This is a genomic window from Legionella waltersii (assembly GCF_001468085.1).
Classification (GTDB): Bacteria; Pseudomonadota; Gammaproteobacteria; order Legionellales; family Legionellaceae; genus Legionella; species Legionella waltersii.
The window spans coordinates 458,257-472,235 of the sequence record NZ_LNZB01000060.1 but is presented as its reverse complement, the minus strand read 5'-3'; the positions used below and the strand labels follow the sequence as shown (position 1 = coordinate 472,235).

The window sequence follows — 13,979 nt, the reverse complement described above, 5'->3', positions numbered from 1 at the left end:
ATGGCAAAAACCCCCTCAAACATGCTGCCATTAGGCACTGAAGCGCCTCATTTTGAACTTAATGATGTAACTACAGGTCATCGAGTTAAGATAAGTGATACCAACAAATACAAAGCCACAGTAATTATGTTTATTTGCAATCACTGTCCCTATGTAAAACACGTCAACGAAGAGTTAACTCGATTAGCAAATGATTACATTCCGAAGGGAATACAGTTTGTTGCAATTAATTCAAATGATATAGTCAATTATCCGGATGACTCGCCCGATTTAATGAAGAAAAGTGCAGAATTGAATCGATATCCCTTTCCTTATGTGTTTGATGAAACGCAGGAGGTTGCTGAGGCCTATAAGGCAGCCTGCACACCGGATTTCTATGTCTTTGACTCCCAATTGTCTTTAGTTTACAGAGGTCAATTGGATGACTCTCGACCTGGTAATGGAGTTCCTGTTACAGGTGACTCAATAAGACGTGCCTTGGATTGCGTATTACAGGATAAGTCAGTCGACATTGAACAAAAGCCTAGCCTTGGGTGTAATATTAAATGGAAAGCATAAAAATCTAAAATCAACCAAACCAATACTTTAGTAGTCCATATTAGCGTTGCTTAATTCAGGATAGAAAAGTGTTAACGAATCCCTATTTTCTTGTAGTTGGCGGACTACTAAGCCTGAATTATTGGGGAAGTTCCCACCACTCTTGGGGACATCACTACCATTCATAAGGAATCAACCGTAGGTTGAGTCGTTTTCCCCAACCTACACGCTTCATTTCATTGTTTAGAATGCCAAAATAGGAGTATGCTGAACATCAATTTCATCTATGCTCCGCTGAATTGACATAAACTGTGCATGAGCAGATTTTGAGTTTGCGTAGTCGAAAAATTGATTTCTGTTTGTTCTATAAGGCAAAGAATTTCCTACCCATAATACTATATTAGCCAAAAGCTTCATGAAGTCAGTAAAATACTCACTAAACTCTACGTCATAATCAAAGCTATTGTTATCAGCAACTGTTTTACACGCGGTAGAACATGCCATCAAGAAAGTATCACCAGCTTGATTAATATCATTATCAATTTTAATTGAATCATACTCATAATTATTTTGTATAATAAACGATAATCTATCTCTATAGGCATTCAGTGCCGCAATGATATCCCTTTTAAACTCATCTCTTACCAAAATGACCGCGTCATTTTGATAATACAATGAATCAAGATCGTCAAGAGCTGATGTTATATGTAGTATCTTTTGATTGTATTCAGTGACTTTCCGAGCTAAGTCACGCTTTTTCCTTCCAATAGCCTCTAGCGCTAATCTTTGATTATCCCTTTGTCGACTACGTTCTTGTTCATCAATCTGGCTTGACTCCACTTCTAGAGGTAACTCATGTTTGGGCTTCTGTGTACTGAGTTGTTGTTTGGGAGTAACCATCGCTTGTTGTGGTCTAGTTCTCATCGTATCCGAATGTATTTCTTGATTGAGTACAACAACCTGATGTGGATGCACAACTTCTTCTTCAAAAACAGTTGGAAGCTTCGCTCTCTTTGTCATTATGGGTAATGAATGACGAGGCGATAACTCAATTTCATCATCGCGTTGGTTCATTGGTCTACCAATGAGAGCTTGTCTTGTATGAATTAGGATTAAAGCAATCTTCGTTAAGTCAACTAATTGCTCCATTTGAAAATGCACTGGTGGAGTTTCCTGGCTAACACTCTCAGCTGCACGCATTAACTCCCCTCCTTCAACTTCTCTACCAACTACAGAAGTTAATGCCAAATGATTTCCCGCTGATTGCACTACTTGGTTTGTAAGATATTGTAGACTTTTACCCCTTACCAGCTTTTGAGCATTTTGACCATCAAGATGCGTAAGAGCAGACATTTCTTGAGGAGAGGATAAAGTCATGGCTACTCGATGTTGCTCTCCTACCCCTTGTCTTAACATCGCCATAGTTATTTCAGTAATGTATGCTTCCGGGTCATTTAATAAATAAGCTAAACCAATGTGTAAAGAAGAAATTACTCCATTCAATTCATAGATAACTGAAAAATGAGTCTTATGACCCTCAATGAGCGGAGAAACATTGCCTAGAATGGCTTGAAGTAACCCTGCAACGGCGACCACTGTTTTATCGGAGGGTGAATTAGCTAACTCATGGTTTATTATACTGAGTAGATGAGTCTGAAAATCCAGCGGTGACATACTCAATAAGGGTAAACTTACTTGGGAATGTTCTTGAATATCCTGTTTACTCATGAAAAGCGATAGTTGAGGGCTTTTTTCTAAATGAGCGCCGTTCTCTTCTCTTGAATCTTGGGCTAGTGTTAATGCCTTATCTAAAGTCATTTGATTGACCCTATTCGATGCATCACCTACCACCTTTCTAACGGCTTTTTTTGCTGATTCTATCTGAGAGATTATCTTTTCGTAATGCTTATTCACTTCCATTGAAATAAGCCTTAGCTCTTCTGATCGAGATACACGCTCGGCATCATCTAATTTGCTTATTTCCTGAGCAATCTCTGCTCTTTTTTGTTTATATTCTCTTAAATCATGTTCAATAGTTGCTGAATGGTTTAAATCAATTTTAAGAAAATTGTTTTTTAGAACTTCGATTTCGAGCATTAACTCAGCAATTTTTAGTCTAGCTTGCTCTATGGACTCATCTCTTAAGACATTTTGCATTTTTTGACGAGCTTCTTCTTTTAAATTCTGGTCCTTAAATCGCTTTAGGTGTTGCTTAAGCTCCCGGCGTTGCTCGGGTGTAATGATTTCACGTATTTCAATTAATTGTTTTTTTTGGGTATGGCTTAATGCATTCATTTTACGATCAATGCTAGTACTTAAGGTTTGATAATCCATTAATAAAGTCTCTATTTTTTGAGCATTGTCTTTATTCATTCTAAGTAATAAATCAAATAGAGATCGAGCAACGTTTTCAAACCGGTCTAATTCCTGTTGTATTGGACTTACTTGATTCTGTTTCTTATGATTAATCTTTGAACGTGACATGAAATGACTCCCTAATGACAACAAAGCGCGCATTTTAGGCACTTGTAGCCATCAAGTCAAATATAAAGATCATATTGAATTCATGTTGCTCAAATATAATGCTTTCTAGGATGGGTTATACTATAAATGCGTAGGAAATAGGACCCCCTGCTAGAGCAGAGGGTCAAATTGGAATATTACTTAGCGGGTACAATTTCAATCTTAAGGTTAGCTATCACATCACTGTGTACATGAATTTCCACCTCAAAATTACCTATTGAATGCAAAGCACCTTCAGGCATGATAATTTCACGTTTACTTACTTCAATTTCTTTCGCGACTAAAGCGTCTTTGATTTCATTGACACCTACTGAACCGTAAAGCTTACCTTCGTCGCTTGCCATAGCGCTAATAACTAGTGTTATGTCATTTAATTTTGCAGCTCTTTGCTCAGCACTAGCCAATGACTTCTGTGCTTTTTTCTCTAACTCTGACCGACGCTGTTCGAATAATTCAATGTTTTTATCAGTAGCAAAGACCGCTTTATTTTGCGGAATTAAGAAATTTCTTCCATACCCAGGCTTAACGTGAACTTTATCGCCAAGATTTCCTAAATTACGAACTTTCTCTAATAATATAACTTCCATCAGTATACCCCTTTATGTTGATTCACTCGCCCTTGCAGGGAGGTATAATCGAATATTAAATAAACTATCAATTGAACCAATTACGACTAAGGCAAATGCAACTGAGAAGGGTTTGAGTATCAATAATAAACTCAATAAAATGAGAACCCTAAACTGCCATTTTTTAGCCAAAATGTAATAGGCCAAACAAAAACCTGATAAAAAGAAATACGCCAGTGTAAGTGGTAATAAATTCGTTGCAACAGGTACTTGAAAATAAGCCCCTATTCCAACAGCTATTAAAAGTAAAAATGCTAATCTACCACCACGAAACTCGAGCATTTCTTGGTTAAAACCACCAGGCATAAATAAACGTGATTGTATTGATCGGGCTACGATTAAAGAAATCATTAAAGAAATGATCACGCTTAGAATCTGTATACCGAAAAATAATTGTGCCAAACTAGCTAAGCTTAAGCCTTCAGTGCTGTACTCAATAACTTGTTGATATTCTTGAAATTGGGATAATATCTGTTTAAAGTGATTAAACTGACTCGCCACAAATCCAGGTGCTAATAATTGAATTAATCCAAAACCTATCAAACATTGTATAAACAATGCTCCACAAGCATATTGCCATTTAGCTGTCTTTCTCAAAGTTATTGCTGCTAAATAACTTGGAAAATACCCAATAAGCACATTCACAAGAACTGTTTTCAAAGAAAACAACATTAATAAAGGCACAGAATGTATCACCATTGCAGGGACTAATACTTCAGAACCAGGTTTTGCACCTTTCCTTAAAGTAACTAAACAAACCAATGCGACAGACAACCAGGATGCAAATGGGATAACCGATAAAATAGTTGCCCACAATATTGCATTCTTCTTGTTATCTAGAAGTGTTTTGCATTGATTTGTTAAAAATTGACCCTTTTGCATGGATGTATATCTTATCTATGGCTGTCACAATAAGGTAGCAAGCCAACAAATCTGGCATGTTTGATTGCTTTAGCCAATTGTCTTTGAAAGCGAGTTTGTGTTCCAGTAATTCGGCTTGGAACAATTTTACCCGTTTCTGAGATATAATTTTTAAGTAAATTAATATCTTTATAATCTATTTCATTACCACCTTCAGCACTGAAACGACACATTTTTTTTCTACGAAAATATTCAGACATTGTACACTCCCCTTAAGCAGCTCTAGTTTCTTTTTCTTTCTTCATTAGCACAGACTCAGTTGTAATAGCTTGCTTTTGAAGAGTGATTAAATTTCTTAAAATTGCATCATTGAATTTAAATGCTGTTTTAATTTCATTGAGTGCATCCAAACTGCATTCAACGTTCATAAGAATATAGTGGGCTTTATGCACATCATTGATTGGGTAGGCTAATTGACGTCGTCCTAGGTCTTCTTTACGATGGATTTTACCATTATGTTTAGTGATTATCCCTTCATAACGCTCTACCATTCCTGGTACTTGCTCGCTTTGATCGGGGTGAACAAGAAACATAATTTCATAATGTCTCATGATTTCTCCTTATGGATATAGCCTTCCGAATCATGTTTCAGTAAGGCAAGGTTAAAAAACCATTTATTATAGTCCTATTGTATTTTATACACAATCATAATCAGATTTAAATTTGATTATTTAGTTTGATTTTCTATACTGAATAGTAACATAGCTGAATAAATTTTAACCAACCAATATCTAAGTGAAAACAAGTTTTGGTTAGATTTATTCGATCCATGATAAGGTAAGTGCATGACTGATCCTGAAGTAAGAATATTAATTATTGGCGACAATCAGGCTATGGATCATAATTTAGTTCAGATTCTTACCATGTCACAAGAGTCTCAACTTCTTGACAATGTTGATCAATTTTTCTACCAGATAGAAGGAAGTCACAAGCATTCATCCATTGATACCAATTATCATTTTCCAGAACTTATTATTGATGTCGCTTCAGATATTGAGGCAGGAATTAATAAGATGGTTGATGCTTTTAGTCAAAGTAAAAAATATGCCTTAGTATTTTATAATATCGATACACCATTAAAAACCAACTCGATAGAATCTATAAAAAACATATGGACGTTGGACCCAGAAACACAAATCATCATCAACATGGGTTATTCTGAACATAATCAAGATCACACAGTACGGATACTCGGTATGGGTGATAACTATTTAATCTTAAATAATGCACTTGATGCTGTGGCCTTACGTCAGATTATTTCATCGTTAACCAAAAAATGGATCTTATCTAAAAATGTGCAACGCTACTCTGAAATGCTAAACCAAACAGTCGATGACAGGACTGACAAATTACATCAATCAGTCTCACTTCTTCGTTCAACCTTAGACTCTACTGCTGATGGTTTGTTAGTTATCGACTTAAAAAATAAAATCATCGACTATAATCATCGTTTTTTAACCCTATGGAATATTCCTGAAAAGCTAATTAAAACAAAAAGCTTTAAAAAAATTCATCAATTAATGGAAAAGGAAATCATTCATTCTAATAACGCTTTTAATTTATTCATGGTGAAGACCAATGAATTAAAAAACAAGTTGATCGTTAAAATTAAAAACAACAGTATCATCGAATGCTATGTACAGCCTCATCAATTAAATAACGAAACGATAGGTTATATATGGACTTTTCATGACATTACAGAACGTGCAAACTTGCAATATAAATTAGAGTATCAAGCATCACATGATATGCTTACTGGACTTCCTAACAGGCTACTTGTGATTGATAGGCTAAAGAATGCTATAGATAGAACACATCGAAATGGTAAAATTTCAGCTGTTCTGTTCATCGATCTTGACCGATTTAAGCTAGTTAATGATAGCTTAAGTCACTCAACCGGTGATATTTTACTACAACTTATTTCATTACGTCTTTCAACACTCGTCAGAAAAGAAGATACGCTAGCACGCCTTGGGGGTGATGAATTTATTATGATAACGCCTGATTTAACCAAAGAAGAGCATGCTATAAATATAGCAACGAAGATTCTTCGGTCGTTTCGTGATAGTTTTTCAATTGCAGGACATAACATTAACATATCAGCTAGTGTTGGGATTAGCCTATGTCCTGAGGACGGTACTAGTGTTGATGAACTATTAAAGAATGCTGACTTAGCGATGTACCAAGCTAAAGCCCATGGCGGGAATCAATTTCAATTTTATACAGAAGAACTCAATAAACAAACCAAAAATCGCTTTAAAATTGAATCGGAGCTCAATCAGGCTATCCTAAAAAACGAATTTTACTTAGTTTATCAACCTCAATTTGATATCAATAATCACTGTTTATTATCTGTAGAGGCTCTATTAAGGTGGAAACATCCTACTAAGGGTGATTTAACACCAATTGATTTCATGAAAATAGCTGAGGACTCTGGCTTGATTATACCCATTGGTGAATGGGTATTGCATGAAGTATGTCGGCAAATTAAGGTCTGGCAAGAAAAAAAAATCTCACCAAAGTGCGTTTCAGTAAATATTGCTATTCAGCAATTGAAGCAGAATAATTTTGCAATGAAAGTCAAACGAATACTCCAGCGATATAAAGTTTCTCCTAAAATTTTGGAATTTGAAATTAATGAAAATATCTTAATGACTCACCTAGATATGATAGACATGATTAACCAGTTGTATGATATTGGCATAAAAATAGTGTTAGATGACTTCGGTACAGGAAAATCCTTTTTTAATTATCTCAAACATATCCACATTAATCGACTTAAAATTGATCCTTCATTTATTAATAATATCGAAAACTCAAAAGACGATGAAGCGATGATTGAGGCCATTATCGCAATGTCGGAGAGTTTCAATTTTAAAGTTCTAGCAGAGGGTGTTGAAACTCCTGATCAAATGGCATTTCTTAAAAATCAACATTGTCATCAAGTGCAAGGTAATTACTTAAGTCAACCTATGCCAGCAGCAGCTCTAGAAAAATTTTTGAAGAATTTTTCTAATCGATAATTTTGGGGGTGCTTCTAAAAAAACACATGTGCTTTTTGTTTGCCCACAGAGGGTTTCATGATTCAAATTTCTAATTAAATTATAGGTTTTACAACGATTTATAGTGACAAATAGCTGTAATTTGAGTTACCGTTCCATATTCAATTTTATCTACACTCTGCTTTAATCTGTTTTTTTAAGAGGCTTTTAATGGACATTATAAATCTTCAATTTGAAGAACCGCTAATTATTCGTCTTTCGAATAAAATTGTGAAAATATTAGCATTTAAAACACATGAGAATGGCAATATTAAATTTGGAGTAGATGCACCAAGATCCATTAACGTTCACCGTGAAGAAATTTATAATGCGATTAAAGAAAAAGAATCTATTCAAATAGCTGAACAATTGTTGGATCATGCAGGAAGTTAGATTACACAGTTTTATACTCATAGGGGGCACAATAGTTGCCCTATCAATAATAGCTCTGCTTGTTAATCACTTCAAATTCAATTATATCGGTAATAATTACTTTCCTGATGGTACTTTCTATATCGCATTAATCTTACTGATAAATTACTTTGGTTTATTACTTTTGTTTGGCAAAAAGAATCGAATGAGTCACTCTGGATTGGAGCTCATTAATTTTTATACTGTAATGTGCATTATTGCTTTGGCTACCAATGCAGTTCAGCTCACGCCATTTAAACCCATTGATTTGCAAATAATAAAACTAGAAAACTCATTAGGAATCAACCTTATTGCCATAATGCAATGGTTGTGTGAGTACCCCATTTTTAAATTAATTCTCTCAATAATCTATGACAGCTTACCTTATCAGATGAGCATTCTACCACTCTGTGTAATCATATCAGGTCAATTCACTGTTTTAAATGAGTATTTCATGCTTATGCTGATTACTGCATTAATAGGTTTTATGATTTACTATTTTTTCCCTACAACTGCACCAGCAAGTATGCTTGATAGTAGTCTTTTCCTACCTGAACAAGTCGATACAGGTCTTAAATTTTTCCAAATCCATCACCATCAGACTCCTACAACGAATGAAGGAGGGCTGATTGCAATGCCATCATTTCATACGGTTTGGGCTATTCTTTGCGTGTATTTAATCAAGAATTGGAGGCTACCCTGTATGCTTTTAGGGTTAATAAACTTATTACTGATCATGTCCTGTGTATTGCTTGGCTGGCATTATCCGAGTGATATTATTGCGGGGTTTGCATTGGTATTGATTGCTTATTATTGGCTTAAATGGATTAAAATCAGAAGCTAGTTTATTGCCCGCCCTATCATGGTGACGGCCCCCAATGGGGTACGTCACCTTCTGTAACATATACGCGATTCAGCTATAAACTATTGTCAACTTTAAACCTATCTCCATACTTAGACTCAAAGGTTTTGAATAAAGTTTCCAATTTATCCTTACCAAAATCATTCGCATAATTCATTGGACCACCCCGGAATGGAGCAAAACCAGTGGCAAATATCATTCCTGCATCCAATAGGTCTGAGTCAGCTACAACACCTTCCCTCAAACAGGCTGCAGCCTCATTAACCATACGTAGTATTAAACGATCTGCAATGGCTTGGTCAACAATTTTAGGGGCCGTTTTTTTAACAGGTTTACCGTTTTTATACTTATAAAAACCTTCACCGGTCTTTCTGCCAAGCTTGCCTGCTTTAACAAAATCACGGAGTTTCTGTGGTACAGTTCCACCAAAGTGTTTTGTTAAATTATCAGCAACGGCTAAACACACATCCATTCCAACGGTATCTGCCAGCTCAACAGGTCCCATAAACATACCAAATTGTAAAGCGGCTTCATCAATGGATTCGGCAGTATAGCCTTCATCCAATAGCTGAACACACTCCATTAAATAAGGCATTAATACTCTATTTATTAGGAAACCTGGGCTAGATTTAACAGGTAAAGGTAACTTAGAAATCTGATTCACAAACGAACAAGCACTTTGCTGAACCTTTTTACTGGTTGATGAGCTGCTAACTATTTCCACTAAATCCATTCGTGCTACTGGATTGAAGAAATGAATACCAACTAATCTATCTGGATCTTTCATTGCGGTACTGATCTCATCAAGAGGAATACTTGATGTGTTTGTTGCGATAATAGCCACTTTCTTAGCCTGTTTTTCAACCGCTGAGATAATCTCTTGCTTAACAGCCAAGTTTTCAAAGACTGCCTCAATAATCACATCTGCTTTAGAAACCCCATGCCCCTCTGGATCAGGAATTAAATTATCCATGGCTGCTTGTACCAATCTTGGTTTCCGCAGTTTCTTTTTATACAGAGAATAAGCTCGTCCAATTGCTGGAGCAATTTGCTCGTAGGATTTATCTTGCAAAGTAACTCTTAATCCACGAAGAGCACACCAAGCCGCAATATCTCCACCCATGACACCTGCTCCAATCACATGCACATGTTTGGCAGTAAATTGATTGTCCTTTGCAAATCCTTTTAAACGCTCTCTCAGCAAAAATGCACGAATTAAATTTTTAGACGTGTCATTTTGCTTAACCAATTGCTCGATGGATTCAACTTCTTTCAAATAAGCCCTGTCACTAAAACCACCGTCTTTTTCCCATAAGTCAATCACTGCATATGGGGCAGGATAATGTTCTCTACGCACCCTTTTTGCAACATTTTGTCTCATTAAGTAAGCCAAAGGTTTTCTAACAAGTGATAGATTAGTAAACGATTCAATCAGTGAAGGTCGATGTTTCAGTGGCTTGTTTTTAATAAAATAGATGGCCGCCCTTTTCAGTTGCCGTACAGGGACAACTTCGTCAATCATTCCTAGTGCTTTTGCCTTGACAGAGTGAATAGCACTACCTGTTAATATCACTTGCGACAATGCCTTGAAGCCACCGATCAACTGAGGCAAGCGAACAGTCCCCCCCCAACCGGGATGAATTCCAAGCAGAATTTCAGGCAAGCCAATTTTTGTATCCAGCGCATCAGAAGCTACTCGATAAGTACAGGCTAAAGCAAGCTCATATCCTCCCCCCATACAAAAACCATCGATCATTGCAACACTTGGAAAAGGTAGTGTATGTAATCTTGCAAAAACCGATTGACCTTTTTGCAAGAATTCAACAGCTTCAGAAGAATCTTTAAATTGAGTAAATGAATTTACATCAGCACCAGCGATAAATCCCTTTTCCTTTTCAGAAAAAATAACGAGTCCTACTGCCTTTTTATCATGAGATAGTTCATGCAATAAGCTGTTTAACTCATCCAGAACTTCAACATTAATTGTGTTTACGCTAGTGTCACTTCTATTTAGCCCTAACCACAGTATGGCATCATTATCACGCTGTAAATTCCAATGTTTATAATTATTCATGTCCTTTCACCTCTGTCACTCGCTCAAGATACATAGCGCCACCCTGCCCACCACCAATGCATATAGCAGCCATACCCCGTGATTCATTTCGTTGTTCCATGGATTTTAGAGCATGCAACACTATTCTAGCCCCACTTGCTCCAATTGGATGTCCGGCTGCAATTGCACCTCCATCACGATTTAATTTTTCTAATGATGGGGCACCTAAAGCACTTTGTAGGTTTAGCTGCTCTTTGCAATACTCTTCATCGTCCCAAGCAGCAAAACAACCTAAAACTTGAGCAGCAAAGGCTTCATTAATCTCCCAGCAATCCAAATCAGATGGTTTTAGCTTTTGTCTTTCTAATATGGGGGTTGCAGCATGTACAGGACCCAATCCCATTTGAGAGGGATCAAGTGCAGACCATTGTGAATCAACAATACGACCTATCACAGGTAATTTATATTTTTTTACAGCTTCAGCGCTGGCTAGAAGCAGTAAACAAGCTCCATCTGTAATCTGAGAGCTATTTCCTGGTGTCACCATACCGTATTTTTTATCAAAAAAAGGTTTTAATTTGGCAAGCTTCTCTACATTAGAGTCAGCACGAAACCCATCATCTTGCAAATAAACACGACCCTTTTTATCGATCATAGGAACAACTTCTGTCATTCTTTGTTCTGCGTAAGCTTGGGCTAACTTTAAGTGACTTTGGTTTGCAAAATCATCCATTTGCTCACGGGTGATATTAAATCTAAAAGCAACCTTCTCTGCTGTTTGTCCCATGTTTAAACCAACAATTGGGTCAGTAAGGCCTCTTAACAATGCTATGACTGGTGCTAAAAAGGATGGGCGAAATTTTGTAACTAAGGCAACCTTTTGGCCTACACTTCTTGCTGAAAACCAACTAGCTAACCAACCAGCCATTTGCTCATTAAACAATAATGGTGCATGACTCATTGCATCAGTACCCCCAGCAAGAACTAAATTGCTACGACCACTAGATATTTGCATGGCTGCATTATCTAATGCTTGCATTCCTGAGGCACAATTTCGCATCACTGTAAATGCAGGAACCTTATCACCACATCCCAATCTTAAGGCAATTACACGGGCAATATTGGCTTCATCAGGTCCTGGCATTGCACTACCAATAATGACTTCATCGAGCTCCGATGGATCGAAAGACTGACGATTCAATAATGCAGTTCCAGCCGCTACCGCCAAATCAGAGCCAGTAAATGGTCCTATACCTTTTGCTTTTAAAAATGGCGTTCTGCTTCCATCAACAACATAAACATCACGACCACTTATGTTTGACTGGTGTTTCATTCATCCTCCTTGTTGGGGCGTGGATTTTACAAATTTATAACTGATATAAAATAGTATGTTAGATTAGCAGTAATTAGGAGCAATGTCCAAGTGAGGAGGCAGTTGGTCGAAGGTAGTTTGCTTCACTGCCTGTGTGGGAACAGGCTCTTCTTATGTCTCTTCTTATTCTTAACAACCTATCATCAGGATTTGATATGTCTATTTTGGAAAGCTCTGCTAGAACACCATCTACTGTCTTGAATTTACCATTATATATACCCAGTAATATATTTTTTACCTCTTCTTTATGCTCACAAATTGGCTTTTGATTAAATACAGAGAATTTAGTTTTACCCACCTCGTCGATATAAGGTCTTAATTTTCTCTGAATCAACTCAATGTATGAATTCTTAAGAGACAGCTGGCTATGTATTCTTTTATTATCAAGAGATATCTCCACTTTTATCAACTCAGGTTCTTTTATAACCAATGAGCTCAACTTGAGTTTTTCTAACTCTACTGATTGGATAAATCCATCAAATAAATGATCTCTATTTTTATATGAAGAAAGAAACTTAGACAGACCTCTCAAAATTTGGCTTTGATCTTTTGATCGATTGAGCAAATCGTTAAGGACAGAACAGGTTTCTGTAAGATCTGTCTTTACAGAATGATCGACTAGACTGAATGCTTCTCTTTCAATGTCAATGAGTTGATTTTTAAACAAAGCATTTTTAATTTTCTCTCTATTAACAACGTAATCTGAGTAACTAGTAATCTTAGCAAATGGTGTGATATTAGGATCATGACTTGCACCCTCTATGTATTCAAAGAGTTGCCTGCTTATTTCACGCTGCAAACCAAGGTTTGAATAGATTTTCCGTTTAGAAAGAACTGTTATAAAATCACTGCAGTATACTGATTTATCATCTGTGTATTTATAATAGAGAATTGCTAATCCAAGACTATGCCTTGCAAACTGATTCAACGAAACAGTCATGTTAGACTGTATTATTGCTTGATAGTATTGATTTAGAGCATTCATGAATCCAAATAAGAACATAGCCTCAAAATTTGGTTGATCCTCTATATCATTCTTTATAAACCTAAGCAGATCTGTTATGTAATCAGCTGCTTGCTCCTTTTGCTCAGGGCAAATCAATTGTGCTAATTGCTGAAATAATAATATATACCACATAAATAGCCTTCAAAGTCCTTTTCCTAACAATTTGATAACACAGATAGATGAATTTTGATACTGCAGGATTTAAAATAATCTATACCTTAATCGTGATAAAAGATTTCTTTTGACCACTGTAAAATGAGCATAAAGAACTTTATTATCATGGAATTATTGACGCCCGCTAAATACCTGATATACTCGGCAACCATTGATTGGAGAGATGGCCGAGTGGTCGAAGGCGCTCCCCTGCTAAGGGAGTATGGGAGAAATCCCATCGAGGGTTCGAATCCCTCTCTCTCCGCCAATCAACGCGCCCGTAGCTCAGTTGGATAGAGTATCTGGCTACGAACCAGGGGGTCGGAGGTTCGAATCCTTCCGGGCGCGCCATTTTTTATCCTTATAAATCAATTAGTTACACACTCAAGTTGGAATATAGAGTACTTGGTTTTTCACTTCACTGTGGCATAAACGTGTCATAAATTATCTTCCACAAGCCGCTGCAATTTTTCT

The 13,979-nt window shown here is 36.6% G+C and carries 12 protein-coding genes and 2 tRNA genes; 6 read left to right on the top strand and 8 right to left on the bottom strand.

Features of this window, described 5'->3' with window-relative positions:
- Positions 1-558 (top strand): thioredoxin family protein, encoded by a 558-nt coding sequence (locus Lwal_RS15260; protein WP_058481651.1) that lies wholly within the window; start codon positions 1-3, stop codon positions 556-558.
- Positions 559-780: 222 nt separating this feature from the next.
- Here the strand turns inward: Lwal_RS15260 and Lwal_RS15255 are convergent, their stop codons facing one another.
- The 5 genes from Lwal_RS15255 to rpsF all read right to left on the bottom strand — a co-directional run bounded on the left by Lwal_RS15255 (position 781) and on the right by rpsF (position 5,158).
- Positions 781-3,021 (bottom strand): hypothetical protein, encoded by a 2,241-nt coding sequence (locus tag Lwal_RS15255; protein ID WP_058481650.1) that lies wholly within the window; start codon positions 3,019-3,021, stop codon positions 781-783.
- 176 nt (positions 3,022-3,197) lie between these two features.
- The gene (gene rplI / locus Lwal_RS15250; protein WP_058481649.1) at positions 3,198-3,647 is read right to left on the bottom strand and encodes a 50S ribosomal protein L9; all 450 of its coding nucleotides are present in this window, start codon (positions 3,645-3,647) and stop codon (positions 3,198-3,200) included.
- A 12-nt stretch (positions 3,648-3,659) separates the two neighbouring features.
- A complete protein-coding gene (locus Lwal_RS15245) occupies positions 3,660-4,568 on the bottom strand; it encodes a hypothetical protein (RefSeq protein ID WP_058481648.1) in 909 nt (302 codons plus the stop codon).
- 11 nt (positions 4,569-4,579) lie between these two features.
- Positions 4,580-4,807: a 30S ribosomal protein S18 gene (rpsR, locus tag Lwal_RS15240; RefSeq protein WP_058481647.1), complete on the bottom strand. Its 228-nt coding sequence runs from the start codon at positions 4,805-4,807 to the stop codon at positions 4,580-4,582.
- Between the two features lie 12 nt (positions 4,808-4,819).
- The gene (gene rpsF, locus Lwal_RS15235; RefSeq protein WP_058481646.1) at positions 4,820-5,158 is read right to left on the bottom strand and encodes a 30S ribosomal protein S6; all 339 of its coding nucleotides are present in this window, start codon (positions 5,156-5,158) and stop codon (positions 4,820-4,822) included.
- 234 nt (positions 5,159-5,392) lie between these two features.
- Between rpsF and Lwal_RS15230 the strand changes: the two genes are divergently transcribed.
- From Lwal_RS15230 to Lwal_RS15220, 3 genes are all read left to right on the top strand, one after another.
- A complete protein-coding gene (locus Lwal_RS15230; protein WP_058481645.1) occupies positions 5,393-7,630 on the top strand; it encodes a bifunctional diguanylate cyclase/phosphodiesterase in 2,238 nt (745 codons plus the stop codon).
- Positions 7,631-7,819: 189 nt separating this feature from the next.
- Positions 7,820-8,041 carry a carbon storage regulator gene (locus Lwal_RS15225; protein WP_058481644.1) on the top strand — a complete coding sequence of 74 codons (222 nt, stop codon included), beginning with the start codon at positions 7,820-7,822 and terminating at the stop codon, positions 8,039-8,041.
- Entirely contained in the window at positions 8,028-8,903 is an 876-nt protein-coding gene (locus Lwal_RS15220; RefSeq protein WP_058481643.1) for a phosphatase PAP2 family protein, read from the top strand. Before Lwal_RS15225 ends, Lwal_RS15220 begins: the two co-directional genes overlap by 14 nt.
- A 73-nt stretch (positions 8,904-8,976) precedes the next feature.
- Here Lwal_RS15220 and Lwal_RS15215 read toward each other — a convergent pair whose 3' ends face one another.
- The 3 genes from Lwal_RS15215 to Lwal_RS15205 all read right to left on the bottom strand — a co-directional run bounded on the left by Lwal_RS15215 (position 8,977) and on the right by Lwal_RS15205 (position 13,484).
- Positions 8,977-10,995: a 3-hydroxyacyl-CoA dehydrogenase NAD-binding domain-containing protein gene (locus tag Lwal_RS15215; RefSeq protein WP_058481642.1), complete on the bottom strand. Its 2,019-nt coding sequence runs from the start codon at positions 10,993-10,995 to the stop codon at positions 8,977-8,979.
- On the bottom strand, positions 10,988-12,307 hold the full coding sequence (locus tag Lwal_RS15210; RefSeq protein ID WP_058481641.1) for an acetyl-CoA C-acetyltransferase: 1,320 nt from the start codon (positions 12,305-12,307) through the stop codon (positions 10,988-10,990). Before Lwal_RS15210 ends, Lwal_RS15215 begins: the two co-directional genes overlap by 8 nt.
- A 73-nt stretch (positions 12,308-12,380) precedes the next feature.
- A complete protein-coding gene (locus tag Lwal_RS15205) occupies positions 12,381-13,484 on the bottom strand; it encodes a hypothetical protein (RefSeq protein ID WP_058481640.1) in 1,104 nt (367 codons plus the stop codon).
- A 199-nt stretch (positions 13,485-13,683) separates the two neighbouring features.
- Here Lwal_RS15205 and Lwal_RS15200 point away from each other — a divergent pair.
- Both Lwal_RS15200 and Lwal_RS15195 read left to right on the top strand, forming a co-directional pair.
- Positions 13,684-13,773 (top strand) — tRNA-Ser (locus Lwal_RS15200).
- A 6-nt stretch (positions 13,774-13,779) separates the two neighbouring features.
- Positions 13,780-13,856, top strand: a tRNA-Arg gene (locus Lwal_RS15195).
- The last annotated feature ends 123 nt before the right edge of the window (positions 13,857-13,979 follow it).

Coding starts and splice junctions, on each gene's coding strand:
- Lwal_RS15260 (WP_058481651.1), top strand. CDS start 1: ATGGCAAAAACCCCCTCAAACATGCTGCCATTAGGCACTGAAGCGCCT.
- Lwal_RS15255 (WP_058481650.1), bottom strand. CDS start 3,021: ATGTCACGTTCAAAGATTAATCATAAGAAACAGAATCAAGTAAGTCCA.
- rplI (WP_058481649.1), bottom strand. CDS start 3,647: ATGGAAGTTATATTATTAGAGAAAGTTCGTAATTTAGGAAATCTTGGC.
- Lwal_RS15245 (WP_058481648.1), bottom strand. CDS start 4,568: ATGCAAAAGGGTCAATTTTTAACAAATCAATGCAAAACACTTCTAGAT.
- rpsR (WP_058481647.1), bottom strand. CDS start 4,807: ATGTCTGAATATTTTCGTAGAAAAAAAATGTGTCGTTTCAGTGCTGAA.
- rpsF (WP_058481646.1), bottom strand. CDS start 5,158: ATGAGACATTATGAAATTATGTTTCTTGTTCACCCCGATCAAAGCGAG.
- Lwal_RS15230 (WP_058481645.1), top strand. CDS start 5,393: ATGACTGATCCTGAAGTAAGAATATTAATTATTGGCGACAATCAGGCT.
- Lwal_RS15225 (WP_058481644.1), top strand. CDS start 7,820: ATGGACATTATAAATCTTCAATTTGAAGAACCGCTAATTATTCGTCTT.
- Lwal_RS15220 (WP_058481643.1), top strand. CDS start 8,028: ATGCAGGAAGTTAGATTACACAGTTTTATACTCATAGGGGGCACAATA.
- Lwal_RS15215 (WP_058481642.1), bottom strand. CDS start 10,995: ATGAATAATTATAAACATTGGAATTTACAGCGTGATAATGATGCCATA.
- Lwal_RS15210 (WP_058481641.1), bottom strand. CDS start 12,307: ATGAAACACCAGTCAAACATAAGTGGTCGTGATGTTTATGTTGTTGAT.
- Lwal_RS15205 (WP_058481640.1), bottom strand. CDS start 13,484: ATGTGGTATATATTATTATTTCAGCAATTAGCACAATTGATTTGCCCT.